The following is a 17,323-nucleotide window of genomic DNA, read 5'->3' on the forward strand; positions in this document are numbered from 1 at the left end:
ATTTCGTGGAACATAATCGAAGAGGGGACGATCGGTTTCGACGATGTGAGTTGAGGTAAGGGAAGCGTGCCGAGGACGCAAAGTCATCTCGTAAACGCCCTTTGCAATCAATTAAGTGCCGAATCTAAGCGCACTGACTTCGCTCTCGCTGCCTAATCAGTGATCGAGTCCGTCAGCCCGGGAATGCTATCGGCCCGGTGTCTGGCGTCGATTAGATAGCCACTGTTCGTTGACCCTGTCGGGGGAATCAACGAAGACCTGAAGCCGACTAGACCTGAACGATCGCCTGTCTGTGGGACGATCGAGGTCGATAAAACTTCAGAACAGACTGCGCACGGAGAAGCCTACTGAAGTTCACATCGGACCCGGGTTCGATTCCCGGCGTCTCCACCCTAGGCCCGCTAACTCGTTGAGTTGGCGGGCTTTTTCGTTGCACATAAAGGGAAGTAGCGGAATCACGCTCATCCTCAAACAAAGGGTCCACGTTCGACATGTCACGGATTGCAGGGAAGAACTCGGCAGGATGGGGGCTAACTGGGAATAAGACGACCGAGCCCCGCTCATGTCATCGATTTGTGAACAGGGTCTTTGCGTCAAAGGCGAGCCTCTAGGAGCGATTCAGTGCCTGGCTCGTGTCGGACGATGGCGTCTCATCTCTTTGGAGAGGGTCGCGGATTTCTCCTGAGACGAGGTCATCATCTCGGGTCAGGCCGCGCTGCATATCGAAGATGAAGGCAATGGTTGCTGCCACGACGGTGGGGACCATCCATCCCAGTCCCGCTGAGAACAACGGGATGATCGCCAGTGGCTCGGCCAGGACCTCAGCACCGAACAGATTGTTGGACACGATCAGATCAAGGGCCGAGAAGATCAGCGCGACATAGACACCGGTGCGGTAGGTCAGTGGTAACTGGCGACGCGGGACCAGCAGGTGGACCAAGCTGGTGACGATTAAGGCTATTGCGGGTGGGTAGATCAGTCCGATGATGGGTGTCGAGAACGTCAGGATGCGTTCCAGGCCGAGATTAGCAAGAGTGAATGCGATCACGGTGAAGATCATTGCCCAGCTACGGTAGGACAGCTGGGGGAGTAGTTCTTCAAAGAACGACGCTGAGGCAGCAATCAGACCAACCGCGGTGGTCAGGCATGCCAGCAGAACCACAGCGGAGAAGATGATGTCTCCGGTCAATCCCAAAGTCAGCTTCGACGCGCTGGACAGAATTTCTGCGCCATCGGAATAACTTTCTTTATTCGGCATGCGCGTGCCCATAAAGCCCAGACCGAGGTAAACCAGCATGAGGAAGAAGCCGGCGATACAGGCCGAGATTGCGCTGAGCTTTACCACTCTCTTGTGGTTGGTTATGCCAGCAGCGCCGAAGCTGGAGACCACCACGATGGCGAATGCCAGAGCGGCAATGGAATCCATGGTGAAGTAGCCCTGAAGAATTCCGGCGATCAGCGGGCTGGAAGCGTATTCCTCGGTGGGAGCTACCGGGGGATTATTCATGGACGCAATAACGGCGATGGTCATCACGGTCAACAGAATGAGCAGGGCGGGGGTGAGGACTTTACCCAAGGAGTCGGCCACCTTGCCTGGGAATAGCACAATGACGAACGCGACGGCAAAGAAGAGCCCGGTAAAGAACACGCGCCAGCCTGTACCGGATAGTCCAAAGGTGGATTCAATGCCGAGTTCGTAACCGATCGCTGCCACGCGTGGCATGGCGTAAAACGAACCGATGGAGAGATAGACAACCACTGAGAAGATGACACCGAAAATGACGCCAGCTCGAGAGGCCATATCCCTGACGCCGGAACCAGACACTGCGACAGCAATGATCGTGATGACCGGTAGGACCACGCCGGCCACCAGGAAGCCGGTGATTGCAGGCGCAAACCGATCGCCGGACTCGATACCGAGCATGGGCGGGAAAATCAGGTTCCCGGCCCCAAAAAACATCGAGAACAACATCAAACCAACGGCGAAGACTGTTGTGACGGTTTTCTTCGACGACAATGTGGTCGGTGAAGCCATAGATGGGGCCATCCTTGAGCGTCTGAGGTGCAGTGACTCACCTTAGGATAATGTCTGGTGGCTCACGCTACTGATATTGGTAGCTAGATTTCCCGACGTCTCGAATTGGTTAGAGGGTCAGTGGAGGAGTCGGTCTACGTGTCCATCGAATAACGTGTCCGGTCAGTACAGCCAACTAGCTTCACCTGTCTCGATCTGGGAGTTGGTCTTGTCAAGGGGTATTTGGCTCACCTAGAGTATGTGATGATGATCACATTCAAGCGCTCTTCTTTGAGGTGGGTCTCAGATGAGAGAAGGACTGGTCGCAAGCGGTGGTCCGAGTTACCGCGGGCTACCTCCGGAGTTGGAAGCCTCGTGGCGTCGCTCTCGCGCTCATTCTCTTGACGCCGAGTCGACTGACGCCCCGTTGTTCTACGACGGGCTGAAGTTGGATGACTATCGAAGAAACCACCCCCTTGCTGCTTTGTTACCAATGGTGCGGAGTGTGTTGACGGACTCCGTGGCTGAGTCAGGGTTAATTGTGGCCGTCGTCGATTACGCCGGCACCTTACTCTGGGTGGAGGGCGACCACCACACGCGGACTCTTGCGGAGGATCTATCCTTCGGTCCTGGCGCCAATTGGGCGGAGCAAAGCATGGGCACGTCCGCCCCTGCGGTTGCTTTAGTCACCGGACGTCCGGTTCAAGTGGCACGAACACAACATTTTGCCCTCCATATCCAATGCTTCTCGTGCACCGCAGTCCCTGTTCGCGACCCGATTACCGGAAAGATCTTAGGGGCCCTGGACATTACGGGCGGTGATCGTGCCGTTGCCGGGCATGCGCTGGCGTTGATGAAAGCCACCGGATTAGCTTGCGAAGGATACCTGCGAGAGCTCTACGCGGACCGCATGCCAACGTGTCTCTATCACGGTGGGGTGCAGGCGGGGCTTGGGCCCACGACACTGAGTGCGGTCGGCCGAGCCAAGCCCTTGCTGGTCGATGGTGCGGGAAATGCCGTAGAGCTGAGCCAACGTCATGCGGAAATTCTTTTCTTGTTGTGCTGGGAGGCACATCAGCGCGGTCGAGGCATGAGCGCGGAAGAGCTGAGTGAGCAACTTTTCGGCTCTGGTGAGCACGTGGTCACGGTGCGCGCTGAAATGACCCGCTTGCGAAAATTCCTAGCTGCGCGACCGGCGCTTGCTGTTGAAGTCGAGTCTCGACCCTATCGGCTTGTGGCGTCGCTGGAGCTTGATGTCGTGGAACTATGGAACGCCTTGCGCTCTGGTGATCTTGACCAGGCGTTGGGTTTCGGCAGTCAATCGTTCTTGCCAGAGAGTGGCGCGCCGGGGGTATTTGAGGTGCGCCATCGAGTGGCGACGTGGTTACGAGAGCTCGTTCTGGAGAGAGCCAATGCCGAGCAAGTGCTGAAGTATCTCGATACGTGTCACGACGAGGAAGACGAGCAAGTCATGATGCTTGCACTCAAAATTCTGCCCGAGCAGCATCCGCGCCGAACGGAAATTGTCTTGAACCTCGAGCGCACTGGTGAAATCGACGGGATGCGTTGCAACCCGCCTGCAACCGGCATGTGATTAGGATCATATTCAAGGAGTCTCTGAAGAGTAACCGTAACAACGGACTCCCGTTTTTAGGAGGTCAGGATGACACAATATGCACACCCCGGCCAGCCTGGCGCGCTGGTGGAATTTAAATCACGATACGACCATTACATCGGTGGCGAGTGGGTTGCACCAGTCAAAGGTCAGTACTTCGAGAATATTACTCCAGTGACCGGCAAAGTCTTCACCGAGGTCGCTCGCGGAACCGCGGAGGACATTGACGTCGCGATCGATGCGGCACAAGCTGCAGCATCAGCGTGGGGCAAAGCCTCGGCGGCCGAACGGGCCGGAGTTCTGTTGAAGATCGCGGACCGGATGGAGCAACATCTTGAAGAGCTTGCGGTGGCTGAGACCTGGGATAATGGTAAAGCCATCCGAGAACCCCTAAACGCAGATCTTCCCTTGGCGATTGACCACTTCCGCTATTACGCAGGGGCGATACGCGCTCAAGAGGGTCGGCTGTCCCAAATTGACGATGACACCACCGCGTATCATTTTCACGAACCGCTGGGCGTTGTCGGGCAAATCATTCCCTGGAACTTCCCGCTGTTGATGGCGGTGTGGAAACTGGCTCCAGCGCTGGCAGCAGGAAACGCTGTCGTGCTCAAGCCAGCTGAGCAAACTCCGGCTTCGATTCTGGTGCTGTTGGAGTTAATTGGGGACCTGCTGCCTGCGGGGGTCGTCAACGTGGTCAATGGATTTGGGCTGGAAGCCGGTAAGCCATTGGCTTCGAATCCGCGGATTCGAAAGATTGCTTTTACCGGCGAGACCACCACAGGTCGACTCATCATGCAGTATGCGTCAGAAAACATTATCCCCGTAACCCTGGAGCTAGGTGGTAAGTCCCCAAATATTTTCTTCGAGGACGTGATGGCTGCCGATGATGCGTTCTTCGACAAAGCACAAGAAGGGTTTGTGCTCTTTGCACTCAATCAGGGCGAAGTCTGCACCTGCCCGTCTCGAGCGCTCGTGCAGGAATCGATCGCCGATGACTTCTTGGAGCAGGCGGTAGCTCGCACTCAGCGCATTAGTCACGGTGACCCGCTCAATTCGGACACGGTCATTGGTGCACAGGCTTCCAATGATCAGCTCGAGAAGATCCTGTCTTACCTGGACATTGGAGTTAAGGAAGGCGCGGAAGTCCTGACAGGCGGTGGCCGTGCTGAACTGGAGGGAGACCTCGCGGAGGGGTTCTATGTCCAACCCACTATCTTTAAAGGGAAGAATGATATGCGTGTCTTCCAGGAAGAGATCTTCGGTCCTGTCGTCGCTGTCACGACCTTCGCGGATTACGACGAGGCAATCTCGATTGCAAATAACACGCTCTACGGTTTGGGCGCTGGCGTGTGGTCGCGGAATGGTACGAGAGCCTATCGGGCTGGTCGAGATATTCAAGCGGGCCGTGTGTGGGTGAATAATTATCACAGTTATCCGGCCCACTCGGCCTTTGGCGGGTATAAGTCCTCCGGTATTGGACGCGAAACGCACCTGATGATGTTGGAGCATTACCAACAAACGAAGAACCTATTGGTGTCCTATTCCGATTCCGCTTTAGGTTTCTTCTAAACGCGAGCGAAAGCAACTGAGTGAACAAGACCGGGCCTGCGGATGCTGTGGCGTTCTGGGCCCGGTCAACGCTTCTGTGAAGCATACCCTGAAAGGAGGGCACCATGTCGTCACATAGCGACACTGCCGAGAAGAACGCGGACCCAGAGATATTTTTGGTCGCCCGCCCAGAAATAAGCGGAGAAGATTTTTCCCGGGTATCGATGACTCGATCTGCCTTTGAACTGTTGCAAAAGCTTTGGGCTTTTCATGGTCCCCTGCTGTTTCACCAGTCAGGCGGATGTTGTGATGGCTCCTCGCCGATGTGTTTCCCGATCGGAGATTTTAAGACGGGCGCCTCAGACGTTTTACTGGGCACGTTCGAGATGTCCGGCCCGCCAGGTGAAGGCCACCGACCTGACCGCGAAGGTCAGACGCTACCGTTCTGGATATCCGCTGAACAGTTTCAGGTCTGGAAACATACTCGGCTGTGTTTAGATGTTGTCGACGGCCGTGGCGCAGGCTTCTCGGTGGAAGCCCCGGAAGGCAAACGGTTCTTGATCCGTTCGAATTTATTGGATCAGTAGCGCTTGGCAACGTTGCGAATCTTTGGGGGTGCGAAATCAGCTAAACGACGTGATAGCCAGGGTGAATCCCAGAGTGGCCACGGCCAGACTGGCGACGATGTGAAGAGTCCAGGTGCCAACCGCTCGCCCAAGGTTTCCAGCCATGACGTGGTGGGCGGTGGACATGGAGACCGTGGAGAATGTGGTGAGCGAACCTGCTAACGCCGTAATCCAAATCAGCCTGGCCTGTTCGGCCAGATCCGCATAACCGAGCATCAAACCACCGACCACACCGGCGATGGCCGACCCAGCGATGTTAGCGAGCAAAATACCGTAGCGCGGAAGCAAAACATCCGCCACGTAGCGGGTAACGGCTCCGAAAAAAGCGGCTACCACGAACGCGATGGCGATCACGCCGACTCCTCTGTGCTGGGCGCCGGGTGACTTGGCCTTGAAGCACAGTGGCGGGAACCCAGCCGGTAGCCCCACAGCGCGACTGCGGTGCCGGCCACGAGCACACCGGCTAGCAGTAGCGCGCCACTGAGCATCGCGATGACAACAGTGGTGGCAGGTGAGGGCCCGACGACTGAGCCTAATACCCAGACTCCGGTGGTGTAGGAGACCATCATGGCGGAGACAGTGGTGAAGGACCCGAGAAAACCGGTGGTGAGTGCTGGTGGTAGCCAGCTGGGCAGGTGTTGGCGTTGCACTCGGGGTGAGGTCGCCAGCCTGCCGCTGACGATGCCGAGGAGAAAAGATCCGATGAGGTTAATGACGATCAGTTCCCAGATGGTCGAGGAAAACCCGAGTCCATGGGGGACTGTGGTCAGGCCACCGGGGGTGAGACTGGGGTTGGGGAAGACCACGGTGACCAGCCAGCGCACCACGGCTCCGGTCACACCGGCTAGCCCCACGGCCAAGAGGACGGCGGGGTGTAGTCGAGCTCGGACCCTGGTGCCGATAGTTTTCGTCATTGGGCTCGTTGTTGTCCGCGCAGGCTGGGGTTGAGACGCTCCAGGACCTCATCGTGCAGCAGGTCATTGGTGGCCAGTGCATGTCCGCCGTAGGGTCCGGGTTCTCCGTCCAGTGAGGTGAACCGACCACCGGCTTCGGTCACGATCGGCACGAGCGCGGCCATGTCGTAGAGTTCGAGTTCTGGCTCGCAGGCGATGTCGACTGCGCCTTCGGCCACGAGCATGTAGGACCAAAAATCCCCGTAGGCCCGCACCCGCCAGACTGTTGAGGTCAATTCCAAAAAATCGCGAATATTACCGCGGTGGCGCCAGCCCTCCAGCGAGGAGAAAGACAGCGACGCGTCATCAATCACGCTCACGTTGGAGGCATGAAGCTGGGTTGCTCGAGCCAGCGACCGACCGGTGAAGGCACCACTTCCTTGAGCGGCCCACCAGCGCCGGTGTAGTGCCGGGGCCGAAACGACGCCAACGACAGGGATCCCGTCTTCGACCAGGGCGATGAGCGTGGCCCACACGGGCACCCCTCGCACAAAGTTCTTGGTTCCGTCGATCGGATCGATGATCCAGCGTCGGGAGGAATTGCCCTCGGTACCGAATTCTTCACCCAAGATCGCATCGCGGGGGCGGGCACGGGCTAGCTGGTTGCGAATGTGCTGCTCGGCGGCTCGATCGGCATCGGTGACCGGGGTGAGGTCTGGCTTGGTGGAGACCTGAAGGTCTTGAGCGTGAAAGCGAGCGGTCGTGACGGCGTCTACGCTATCGGCAATGGTCAGCGCGAGATTCAGGTCATCACGGTAGCCTTGCCAGCTGTTGTCGAGTGCCATGCTCATTAGATTACCCTCTTGCTACCTCGTCGCCGGGGCTGGAAACACGGTTGGCGAGTAATCGGCGCAACGAGGCCAACCGGGCCGGCCCAGAACTTCCAGCGTGACCGGAGTCCACCCAGTCATCCAGGGCACACTCGCGGGCTTGCTCACGGTGGGTGCACCCGCGTGGGCAATCGGCAATAGCAGGCAGAAGTTCCTGGAATCCGGCCACCACGTCATCAGGATCGACCAGTCCGAGCCCAAAGGAACGGATTCCGGGGGTATCGATGAGCCAGGACGGTTCGGTGTCATCGGTGTGCTCGCCACGCAATGGGACCGCTACCGCCGAGGAGGAGGTGTGTCGGCCGCGTCCGGTGGTGGGATTGATGTGACCGGTGGCGCGGTCAGCGCCGGTCAGCGCGTTGAGCAAGGTGGACTTGCCGACGCCGGAGGGCCCCACAAGTGCGCTACGGTGTCCGGTGAGACGCTCAGCGAGCCGGTGGACGTCCTCGGCATTCAGCTCAGTGTGATCGGCAGTGTGTGGATCCCCTGAGGTGGTAATGATCTCCAGATCAACATCGGCGTAGTGGTCGACGAGGGGTTGGGCAGAAGCCACATCGGTTTTGGTTACACACAACAGGGGTGTAATGCCGGCATCAAAGGCTGCAACCAGGGCGCGATCGATAAAACCGGTGCGCGGTTCCGGATCAGCGGCGGCGACGACGATCACGAGCAGATCCACGTTGGCGACCACGATGCGCTCATAGGTGTCGGAGTCATCGGCCGAGCGGCGCAGTACGCTCTGGCGGTCTGCTAGGCGCACGATGCGGGCCAGGGTTCCGTCGGCCCCGGAGAGATCGCCGACCACAGCCACCCGGTCACCGACCACGATCGCGGTTCGGCGCATCTCTTTGGCGCGCATCGCGACCACAGTACGTGGCTGATGCAGGGTGGAGGAACGTCCTCCGGGTTGTTGTGCGGGCAGGTAGACCGTATAGCGACCGCGATCTACGGCGATGACTCGTCCCAACGCGGCGTCGTGGTGCTCAGGGCGTTGCTTAGTGCGCGGCCGGGAGCCCCGCTTGGATGGGCGAGTGCGGGCCGACGACTCGTCAAAATCGGAGTAATCAATGGTGAACCGGCTCATCCTTGTACCATCGTCCTCTCTGCCGTGGCCTCGAGGCCGAAGAGCTCCGACCAAGCCAGCGGGAACCGTGGCATGGTTTTGGAGGTGGTGGTGATATCACGGACGCTGACCCCGGGGATGTGCAAACCGGCCAGCGCGCCGAAGGTTGCCATCCGGTGGTCGGCCCAGGAATCCAAGGTCGCCGGGCGCAACTGCTCCGACGGGCTGAAGTACAGGGCGGTGTCGGTGGCATGAACCCGGGCGCCGAGTTTCGTGGCCTCGGTGACGATGGCGTGCAATCGGTCGGTTTCGTGGCCGCGCAAATGACCGATCCCGGTCAGTGCGGTCTCGGAATCTGCGACAAGGGCTAGGGCCGCAATGGTCGGCACCAACTCGGCGGCGCCGGCAATTTCCCCGGCACCGAGGATGATCGGTTTCCCAGTCGAATCTGTTTGACCGGTGACTGTCAGGGTGCCAGAGGCGTCATCCTCGGGGTTTGGAGCCCACTGCACATCGGCGCCGAACCGTGGCAGGATCTGCTGCCACCGGTCACCAATCTGGGTGGTCTCCCGGGGCCAGTGGGGGATGGAGACCCTTCCACCGGTGATCACCGCGGCGGCCAAGTACACGCCAGCGTTAGACAGGTCGGGCTCGACCGCGGTGTTGCGGGCTCGGATGGGGCCAGGGGAGACGATCCAGTGCCCGGGCTCCGGGGACGCGGTCTCGACGCCGACCTCGGCGAGGACCTTGAGAGTCATGCCAACGTGTTCTGGGCTGGGAACCCTGGACCCGGTGTGACGGATCGACAGTCCGCGCTCGTAGTGGGCCGCGCAGAGCAAAAGACCGGATACAAACTGGGAGGAACCGCTCGCGTCGATACAAACAGTGCCGCCGGGCACGGAGCCGGTGCCGTAGACCGTGAAAGGCAGATGAGCCACCGGGGTAGTCTCTGCGGTGATGCGCACTCCGGCCTGACGCAGCCCCTCCAGCAAGGGGCCCATCGGGCGGGCACTGGCTTCGGGGTCACCCACGCAGTGGACCTCAGCCTGCATCAGGGCGGCAACAGGGGGAATAAAGCGCATCACCGTCCCGGCCAGGCCCACCTCAATGGTGAGCGGTTCCGCGAAGTGGGTGCCGGGTTTCAGTGGGGTGATGCGATAGCTTCCCGGTGCATCGCCGGGGGTGATGGTTGCACCCAGGGCTTCCAAGGCGTCCCTCATCAGCGCGGTATCGCGGGAGTCGAGTACCCCGGTCAATTCGCTCGGGGCCTTAGCCAGAGCCGCTAGCACCAGATAGCGATTGCTTAGTGATTTGGAGCCGGGGATCTCTACGGTGGCCCGTACGGGGCCCCTGGCGTGGGGGGCCTGCCAGAGCTTGTCGGCGGGATGATCAGCAAGGGAAGGTGAGGACACGAACGATATCTCGTTTCAGCCGGTGACGTCTGATGAACTAGGTTCTAGCCTAGCGACTGTGGCATAGCGAACCGAATGCTGAGGAATATCTGAGACCGCCGGAGAGCTATACGGGTTAGTAGAACAGTGTCGGTCACCGCTCGCTGGGCGTATCGGACCTGACGGACAGAGAATGTGGAGGAGGAGCTCGATGCCAACGGCAGTAGCGAAGACACCGGCACGGCCACATGGCACGGGACGGACTCAACAGCGCTTAGACTGGGCTGTAATGAGTACGACAGATCCTGCCCCGTCCGCAGACTCCTCGCCAGACACCGACCGCATCGATCCGAAAACCGAGTCTCTCGAACAGCGCAAAGAACGCTTCGAGCGGGACGCCATGCAGTACGTGGACCAGCTTTATGCTGGCGCCTTGCGCATGACACGGAATCCCGCCGATGCTGAAGATCTCGTCCAGGAAGCCTTTACCAAGGCATTTTCCTCGTTCCACCAGTACAAGCCGGGCACGAATTTGCGGGCCTGGTTGTACCGGATTCTGACCAATACCTACATCAACTTGTACCGCAAGCGTCAGCGTTCGCCTCAGGAATCGGGCACCGAGGACGTCGAGGACTGGCATATGGTCCAAGCCGCCGAGCACTCCTCAACAGGGTTGCGGTCGGCGGAGACAGAGGCCCTGGATCGGTTGCCGGATGCTGATGTGAAAAAAGCTCTGCAAGAGATTCCGGAAGAGTTCCGGCTGGCGGTGTATTTCGCCGATGTTGAGGGATTTGCCTATAAGGAAATTTCTGAGATCCTCGATGTTCCCATTGGAACGGTGATGTCGCGACTGCACCGGGGTCGGAAAATGTTGCGGGAACGGCTTACGGACTATGCCGCGGACCGGGGGATCCGAGCAGCAGTGGAAGACCAAACGAAACAGAAGACGAAAAAGTAAGGAGGAAGGTTCGCTCATGGGGCAGACACCAGACGATGCACACTGCAATGTGACAGGCTGCCGGGAGAGTGGTAATCCTTCCGATTCCCGTATCCAACGAATTTATGAGTATCTTGATGGGGTGCTCTCCCACAGTGATATTGAAGATGTACAGGGGCACCTGAATGAGTGCGAAGAGTGTAGTGCAGAATATGACTTGGAATGCATTATTCGCTCGGTGGTCCGTCGGTCCTGTACTGAAAAGGCCCCGGATTCGCTGAAGTCGAAAATCATGGTGCGTATCAGTGAGATTCGGGCAGAAAGTTCACACTAACCCTTCGAAATACAACGAAGGTGGACGAAAAAATTCGTCCACCTTCGGGAAAATCTTGTGTGGCCTCACGCCACGTTAGCCAGCATTAGGGCGTTTTCCGCCATTGGCCTTATTCTTGCGACGATCCTTGCGCTTACGACCACGCTTACCCATGGCGCAACTCCTTTCTAGCGCCTCAAGACGGTGGTGAATGAATTCTTGGTAAATTTTAGCACCCGTGCCTGTTGCGCTTTGACGCGATTAGGATTGCGATCCGAGGTTCTCGGGTAGATTCATCCAGCGATACCACCCCCGGTGTAGCACCAGCCACGCCACCAGCCCGTAGGCAGACTGGCCGGGCAGACCCTGGTTTGATGCGAGATCCTGCTGGTACTGGTTATGGTCGACCAATGCTTCAAAGACATCAACATAGAATACGTTGCGGCGCTGGGCCACATTCCGGTAGGCAGCGTTAAGTTCGCGTAACTTCTGGTTGGCATCCTGATCCAGACCGGGCAAGGGACCAACAACAAATACCTCGAGGCCTTGTTGAGTCGCTTTATCGATGATGTTGGCCAAGTTCAGCCGAGCTCGTGCCGAGGTAGGCACATACTTCGTGTCGGAACTATTCAACGCGATGAGCAACCGGTTTTCAGTGTCGTTGCTGAACCGGGGTAGTGCTTCTTCTTCCCAACGATAGGACATCGCCTCGATGGGCTCTTGGGGGGCGGCCAGGACGTAGCTTTCTACCAAAACGTCGGGGTGATGACTCTTGGCGAGAACTCTGCCCAACCACCCCATGGCACGTGGATCGCCCAGCCCGGCGAGGTGTTCTCCACCCACTGAGGCCAGTCGTATCTGCCGAAATTCCATGCTGTTGGTATCTTTCTGTCTCAATCCGTTATTGTCTCAACGCTACCGCGGATTCGCGCAGAATCGATGAGCACTGCTATGTGCCGCGTGATCAGCCTGATGAGCGCAAACCGGCCAGCCGCTGTGGATGGTCAGCGAGCGTGGACGCGCTCAGCAAATGTTCCACAATTTCGGCAGCGGGCAGATGCTGAATGTTGCGGAAACCAGTTCCTGCCCAGAGATTTAGGTGTTCGGGATTGTGCTGCTGATCAGCCTGCTTGCGAATCCCTGAGGTGAGATAGTGCAACTGCGGGTATAGGTCGGGGGCCTGATCAGACAAAGCATCCGTGAATTGGTTGCGGATGGCCCGGGCTGGACGGCCGGTGAATGCCCGGGTGATCACGGTATCGCGATCGATCAGGTTGCGCAGTCCGAGACGGTGGGTCTGCTTGGTGCCAGCTTCTACTGCGTCCAAGAATAAGGTGCCAACCTGAACCGCTGTTGCGCCTTCGGCCAATAATTCGGCCACATCGTGGGGGCCGGCGATCCCACCTGCGGCGATAACGGGCACCCGGTGGTGTCGGGCCGCATAAGCGAGTAGTTCGCCGGTGCTGGGTGAGGCGTCGAAGTGATCGGCATCGGGGACACTGGCCCGATGCCCACCGGCATCAGGACCTTGGACGATGAGCAGGTCGGCCCCGTGGCGCACAGCTGCATCAATACCAGCACAGCTGGTGGCATTGAGCGCCACCCAGCGCCTGGCCTGGTGGACACGATCGATGACCTGAGCTGTCGGGTAACCAAAGGTAAAGGAGATGACCGGGATCGAGGAGCTCAGCGTCACGTTGAGCTTGTCATTGAAAGCGTCATCGGAGTAGATCGGCGCTTCTGGCAGGAGTTGTGGGTCTAGCTTCAGTTTCGAGATGATCTGGTGGCGGTACTTGAGGTACACGTCTTCGTCGATCTCTTGGGCCGCGGGGTCGGGGACGAACAGGTTCACACCAGCGGGTGCATCGGTGGCCTCGGTGTAGGCGTCCACTTGCGCTTTGAGCGCCTCGGCACTGAGATAGCCACCGGCCAGGAACGGAAACCCACCTGTTGCCGCCACGGCGATGGCAAGCTGGGCAGTGCTGGGGCCTCCAGCCATGGGGGCAACAACGAGCGGTCGTGTCAGGGTCAGCTCGGGCAACGATGGTATGGAGGGCATATCTTCGATGCTACGAATCAGGCCACGGTCACGGCAAGGGATACAGCTACGGCACGTGGCCCAATCAACCCGGTGATGGGAAGGTGAGACACGTGCCGTAGCTGGTCAGCAGGAGAACTTACTTTCCGAAGACCTCGTCGAGCAGTTCTTCCAGCTCCTGATCGTGCCGCGGCTTGCTGCCGGCTGCCGGGGAGGCTGAGGCTGGACGGGAGATGACGTTAATCTCGCGATCCAGTTCGGGGGCCAGGTTGACGGCCATGAACGGCCACGGCCCCTGGTTCTCCGGCTCATCCTGAACCCAGGTGAGATTTGCCTCGGGATATTTCTTCAGTTCTTCCTGGATCTCCTGGGTCGGCAACGGGTACAGCTGCTCGACGCGGACGATCGCGGTGGAATAATCCTCGTTCTTGGTGCGACGATCCAGCAGATCGTAGTAGAGACGACCCGAGACCAGCAGAACGCGTTGGGCGTTGGAGCCAATCTTGTCGTCTCCCATGACCGGACGGAAACCGTGCTGAGTGAAGTCGGCGATCTCCGAGCTGGCTTCACGGCGACGTAGTAGCTGCTTCGGGGTGAACACGATCAGCGGACGCCGTGGCGTGGAGTAAGCCTGCTCACGTAACAGGTGGAAGTGGTTGGCACCAAAGGAAGGCTGGACCACACGCATGTTGTGCTGTGCGCACAGCTGTAGGTAGCGCTCGATACGCGCCGAGGAGTGGTCAGGACCCTGTCCTTCGTAGCCGTGTGGTAGCAACATCACCAAGGAGGAGTGCTGACTCCACTTCTGTTCGGACGAGGAGATGAACTCATCCACAACGGTTTGAGCACCGTTGGCGAAGTCACCGAACTGGGCTTCCCACGCCACCAGCGCGTCGGGACGCTCCACGGAGTAGCCATATTCAAAACCAACGCAGGCAAACTCGCTCAGTGGCGAGTTGTAGATCCAGAACTTCGCCTGGTCCTCAGACAGGTTGGCCAGCGGGGTCCATTCGTCGTTGGTTTCGCGGTCGTAGAACACGGCATGGCGCTGTACGAATGTACCGCGTCGGGTGTCCTGACCGGTCACGCGCACCGGTGTACCTTCCATGAGGAGAGAACCGAAGGCCAGCAGTTCGGCAAAGCCCCAGTCGATGTCGCCGTCGACCGACATCTTCGCGCGCTTTTCCAGCATCGACTTGAGTTTCTTGTGAACGGTGAATCCTTCGGGGTACTCCGTGTGGGCTTCTCCGATCCGGCGCAACACTTCTTCGGAAATAGCGGTCTTTTCCGGAACGTATTCTTCGCTGGTTTCGTGAGAACCGTGCGCTGAACCCAAGATCGGGATCGGGGAGGTTTCGGCTTCGCCAATTTCGGCGAAGGCCCGCTCCAGACGATCCTTATAGTCCTGCATGGCCGAGTCGGCTTCTTCCTGAGTGATATCGCCACGACCGACCAGCGTCTCGACGTAGAGCTTACGGACCGAGCGCTTATTTTCGATCAGGTTGTACATCCGCGGCTGAGTCATCGAGGGGTCGTCACCCTCGTTGTGACCACGACGGCGGTAGCTGACCAGGTCGATCACAATGTCCTTGTGGAACCGCTCGCGGTAGTCGTAGGCCAGCTTGGCCACGTGCACCACGGATTCGGGATCGTCACCGTTGACGTGGAAGACCGGAGCGTTGACCGACTTGGCCACATCGGTGGCGTAGGTGGAGGAACGTCCTTGGGAGGGAGGAGTGGTGAAACCAACCTGGTTGTTGACGACCACGTGGATGGTACCCCCCGTACGGTATCCCCGCAATTGCGAGAGGGCGAAGGTTTCGTACACCACGCCCTGGCCGGCCATTGCGGCGTCACCGTGGACCAAAATCGGCATCACCGAGTAGGAAGTCGGTGAGTCAGAACCGCGGTCCAGACGATCCTGCTTGGCGCGCACGATACCTTCCAGTACCGGGTCAGCAGCCTCCAAGTGGGAGGGGTTAGCAGCCAGCGACACCTTGGTGGTGTTGCCGTTATAGGAGGTGAAGGTTCCTCCGGTACCGAGGTGATACTTCACGTCACCAGAGCCCTGCACGGTTTCCGGATCGATATTGCCGGTGAACTCGCGGAAGACCTGGGTGTAGGTCTTACCGGCGATATTGGTTAGCACGTTCAACCGGCCCCGGTGCGCCATAGCAATAGCGACCTCGTCGAGACCATCATCGGCGGCATCACCGATGGCAGCGTCCAACAGAGCGATCAGTGACTCACTGCCCTCCAAGGAGAACCGCTTCTGGCCGACGAATTTGGTCTGCAAGAAGGTTTCAAACGCTTCGGCGGCGTTAAGACGGCTGAGAATGTGTAGCTGCTCTTCCCGACTGGGCTTGGAGTAGGGGTGCTCCAGCTTGTCCTGGAACCACTCACGCTCTTCGGGGGAGTCAATGTGCATGTACTCCACACCGGTATTGCGACAATAAGCATCGCGCAAAACGCCCAGAATATCGCGTAACAGCATCGAGCTTTTGCCACCGAAATTTCCGGTTGCCCAAGAACGATCCAGATCCCACAGCGTCAGTCCGTGCTGGATAATGTCCAAGTCCGGGTGGGTGCGCATCCGGTACTCGAGCGGGTCCACATCGGCCATCAAGTGACCGCGGGTCCGGTAAGCGGCGATCAGCTGCTGGATGCGGGCGACCTTGCCGATTTCGTCACCGGGGTTGACCTGCACGTCGGGCTTCCAACGCACTGGCTCGTACGGAATACGCAAGGTCTTGAAGATCTCGTCGTAGAAGCCATCAGCGCCCAGCAAGTACTGGTGCACGTCGTTGAGGAAGGCTCCAGAGGCAGCGCCCTGGATGACACGGTGATCGTAGGTCGAGGTCAAAGTCAAGGTCTTAGACACCGCCCACCTCGACAACACTTCCTGCGAGGTGCCCTGGAAGGCCGCCGGGTAGTTCAGAGCGCCAACACCAATGATGGCGGCCTGACCCTCCGACAGGCGGGGCACCGAGTGTACGGTTCCGATACCACCGGGGTTGGTTAGCGAGACGGTGGTCCCGGAGTGGTCGTCCAGCGTGAGCTTGTTGTTGCGAGCCTTGGAGACGAGCTCTTCATAAGCTTCCCAGAACTCGCGGAAGTTCATCGACTCGACCTTTTTGATGCTGGGCTGAACCAGCACGCGCGACCCGTCGTTCTGGGGCAGGTCGATGGCCAGGCCGAAATTGATGTGTGCGGGCTGGACTGCGTACTTCTTATTGCCTTCTTCGCGGTACAGCGTGTTCATGCCCGGGTTTTTGACCAGGGCCTTGATGACGGCATACCCGATCAGGTGGGTGAACGAGACCTTGCCACCGCGTGCACGCTTCAGGCTGTTGTTGATCACCACGCGGTTATCAATGAGCGCCTTGACCGGCACATCGCGCACGGTGGTCGCTGTCGGCATCGACAGCGAGGCGTTCATGTTGGAAGCAATGGCCTTGGTGGCACCTTTGAGCTGGGTCCACGTGTCCTCACCCTGGTGGGACTCCTCGTCCTTTTTCTGCTTGGACTTCGGGGGCTCAGACGGGATGGCCTTTTCGCTGGAGCCCTCAGCCCGACGAACCTTCGGGCCGGAAGACTTTGAGGAGGAAGGCGAAGACGAAGAAGAGGACGACGATGCGGAGGATTGAGAGTTCGATTCCTTCTTGGTCGTTGACGTTGCGCTCGACTTCGTCGACGCGTTTTTCTGCTGTGGTTGAGCAGAGCGTGAGGTGCCCTTATCGCTGTCACCACCATGCCGTTTCTGCTGTGTTGCTGCAGTTCCTTCAAGGCGAGCGAAGATCTCGGCCCACTTGGGGTCCACAGATGAACGATCGGCCTTGTACTTTTCGTATATATCCGCCACTAGCCACTCATTGCCGGGGAATTCTTCTGACAGCTGGGCCGATGTCAGTTCTGGCACGGTGAAAGCCTCTTCCGTAGTCAGTTTGTGTTGGGGCGAGACGCTCTCAACGGGTGGCTGAGAAACAGTCCGC

Annotated in this window: 15 protein-coding genes and 1 other RNA gene; 6 read left to right on the forward strand and 10 right to left on the reverse strand. The window is 58.8% G+C overall.

Annotated features, from left to right (window positions below; translation table 11 throughout):
- The first annotated feature begins 23 nt into the window (after positions 1-23).
- Positions 24-393, forward strand: a transfer-messenger RNA (tmRNA) gene (gene ssrA, locus QDX22_RS00595).
- Between the two features lie 214 nt (positions 394-607).
- On the opposite strand, the gene brnQ is transcribed toward ssrA, so the two are convergent.
- Positions 608-2,035 carry a branched-chain amino acid transport system II carrier protein gene (brnQ, locus tag QDX22_RS00600; protein ID WP_183145568.1) on the reverse strand — a complete coding sequence of 476 codons (1,428 nt, stop codon included), beginning with the start codon at positions 2,033-2,035 and terminating at the stop codon, positions 608-610.
- A gap of 286 nt (positions 2,036-2,321) precedes the next feature.
- Between brnQ and QDX22_RS00605 the strand changes: the two genes are divergently transcribed.
- The 3 genes from QDX22_RS00605 (at position 2,322) to QDX22_RS00615 (ending at position 5,767) form a co-directional block, all read left to right on the forward strand.
- Positions 2,322-3,608, forward strand: a complete 1,287-nt coding sequence (locus QDX22_RS00605; protein WP_110100269.1) for a helix-turn-helix domain-containing protein — start codon at positions 2,322-2,324, stop codon at positions 3,606-3,608.
- Between the two features lie 69 nt (positions 3,609-3,677).
- Positions 3,678-5,201, forward strand: coding sequence for an acetaldehyde dehydrogenase ExaC (gene exaC / locus QDX22_RS00610; protein WP_110100270.1), 1,524 nt, complete (start codon positions 3,678-3,680; stop codon positions 5,199-5,201).
- Positions 5,202-5,305: 104 nt separating this feature from the next.
- The gene (locus tag QDX22_RS00615; protein WP_110098635.1) at positions 5,306-5,767 is read left to right on the forward strand and encodes a DUF779 domain-containing protein; all 462 of its coding nucleotides are present in this window, start codon (positions 5,306-5,308) and stop codon (positions 5,765-5,767) included.
- A gap of 36 nt (positions 5,768-5,803) precedes the next feature.
- On the opposite strand, the gene QDX22_RS00620 is transcribed toward QDX22_RS00615, so the two are convergent.
- From QDX22_RS00620 to aroA, 5 genes are read right to left on the reverse strand one after another with little or no spacing between them, the layout of a single operon-like run.
- Complete coding sequence (locus QDX22_RS00620; RefSeq protein WP_158278408.1) at positions 5,804-6,160, reverse strand: fluoride efflux transporter FluC; 357 nt, start codon at positions 6,158-6,160, stop codon at positions 5,804-5,806.
- The gene (locus tag QDX22_RS00625; RefSeq protein WP_110098637.1) at positions 6,157-6,720 is read right to left on the reverse strand and encodes a fluoride efflux transporter FluC; all 564 of its coding nucleotides are present in this window, start codon (positions 6,718-6,720) and stop codon (positions 6,157-6,159) included. Before QDX22_RS00625 ends, QDX22_RS00620 begins: the two co-directional genes overlap by 4 nt.
- Complete coding sequence (hisN, locus tag QDX22_RS00630; protein ID WP_279717907.1) at positions 6,717-7,550, reverse strand: histidinol-phosphatase; 834 nt, start codon at positions 7,548-7,550, stop codon at positions 6,717-6,719. The genes QDX22_RS00625 and hisN overlap by 4 nt, the downstream gene beginning before the upstream one ends.
- A gap of 4 nt (positions 7,551-7,554) precedes the next feature.
- A complete protein-coding gene (gene rsgA, locus QDX22_RS00635) occupies positions 7,555-8,673 on the reverse strand; it encodes a ribosome small subunit-dependent GTPase A (RefSeq protein ID WP_110100272.1) in 1,119 nt (372 codons plus the stop codon).
- Complete coding sequence (gene aroA / locus QDX22_RS00640) at positions 8,670-10,064, reverse strand: 3-phosphoshikimate 1-carboxyvinyltransferase (RefSeq protein WP_110100273.1); 1,395 nt, start codon at positions 10,062-10,064, stop codon at positions 8,670-8,672. The genes rsgA and aroA overlap by 4 nt, the downstream gene beginning before the upstream one ends.
- Before the next feature lie 268 nt (positions 10,065-10,332).
- Between aroA and QDX22_RS00645 the strand changes: the two genes are divergently transcribed.
- Complete coding sequence (locus QDX22_RS00645; RefSeq protein WP_233242779.1) at positions 10,333-11,001, forward strand: sigma-70 family RNA polymerase sigma factor; 669 nt, start codon at positions 10,333-10,335, stop codon at positions 10,999-11,001.
- A 49-nt stretch (positions 11,002-11,050) separates the two neighbouring features.
- Entirely contained in the window at positions 11,051-11,314 is a 264-nt protein-coding gene (gene rsrA / locus QDX22_RS00650) for a mycothiol system anti-sigma-R factor (RefSeq protein WP_110098691.1), read from the forward strand.
- A gap of 75 nt (positions 11,315-11,389) precedes the next feature.
- Here the strand turns inward: rsrA and QDX22_RS12045 are convergent, their stop codons facing one another.
- From QDX22_RS12045 to QDX22_RS00665, 4 genes are all read right to left on the reverse strand, one after another.
- Positions 11,390-11,467 carry a 50S ribosomal protein bL37 gene (locus QDX22_RS12045; protein ID WP_369859877.1) on the reverse strand — a complete coding sequence of 26 codons (78 nt, stop codon included), beginning with the start codon at positions 11,465-11,467 and terminating at the stop codon, positions 11,390-11,392.
- Between the two features lie 87 nt (positions 11,468-11,554).
- On the reverse strand, positions 11,555-12,166 hold the full coding sequence (locus QDX22_RS00655; protein WP_110098642.1) for a DUF459 domain-containing protein: 612 nt from the start codon (positions 12,164-12,166) through the stop codon (positions 11,555-11,557).
- A gap of 91 nt (positions 12,167-12,257) precedes the next feature.
- Positions 12,258-13,352, reverse strand: a complete 1,095-nt coding sequence (locus tag QDX22_RS00660; RefSeq protein WP_110100275.1) for an NAD(P)H-dependent flavin oxidoreductase — start codon at positions 13,350-13,352, stop codon at positions 12,258-12,260.
- A 118-nt stretch (positions 13,353-13,470) separates the two neighbouring features.
- Positions 13,471-17,250: a multifunctional oxoglutarate decarboxylase/oxoglutarate dehydrogenase thiamine pyrophosphate-binding subunit/dihydrolipoyllysine-residue succinyltransferase subunit gene (locus QDX22_RS00665; RefSeq protein WP_110100276.1), complete on the reverse strand. Its 3,780-nt coding sequence runs from the start codon at positions 17,248-17,250 to the stop codon at positions 13,471-13,473.
- Positions 17,251-17,323 lie beyond the last annotated feature (73 nt).

The organism is Auritidibacter ignavus (genome assembly GCF_029853775.1).
Classification (GTDB): Bacteria; Actinomycetota; Actinomycetes; order Actinomycetales; family Micrococcaceae; genus Auritidibacter; species Auritidibacter ignavus.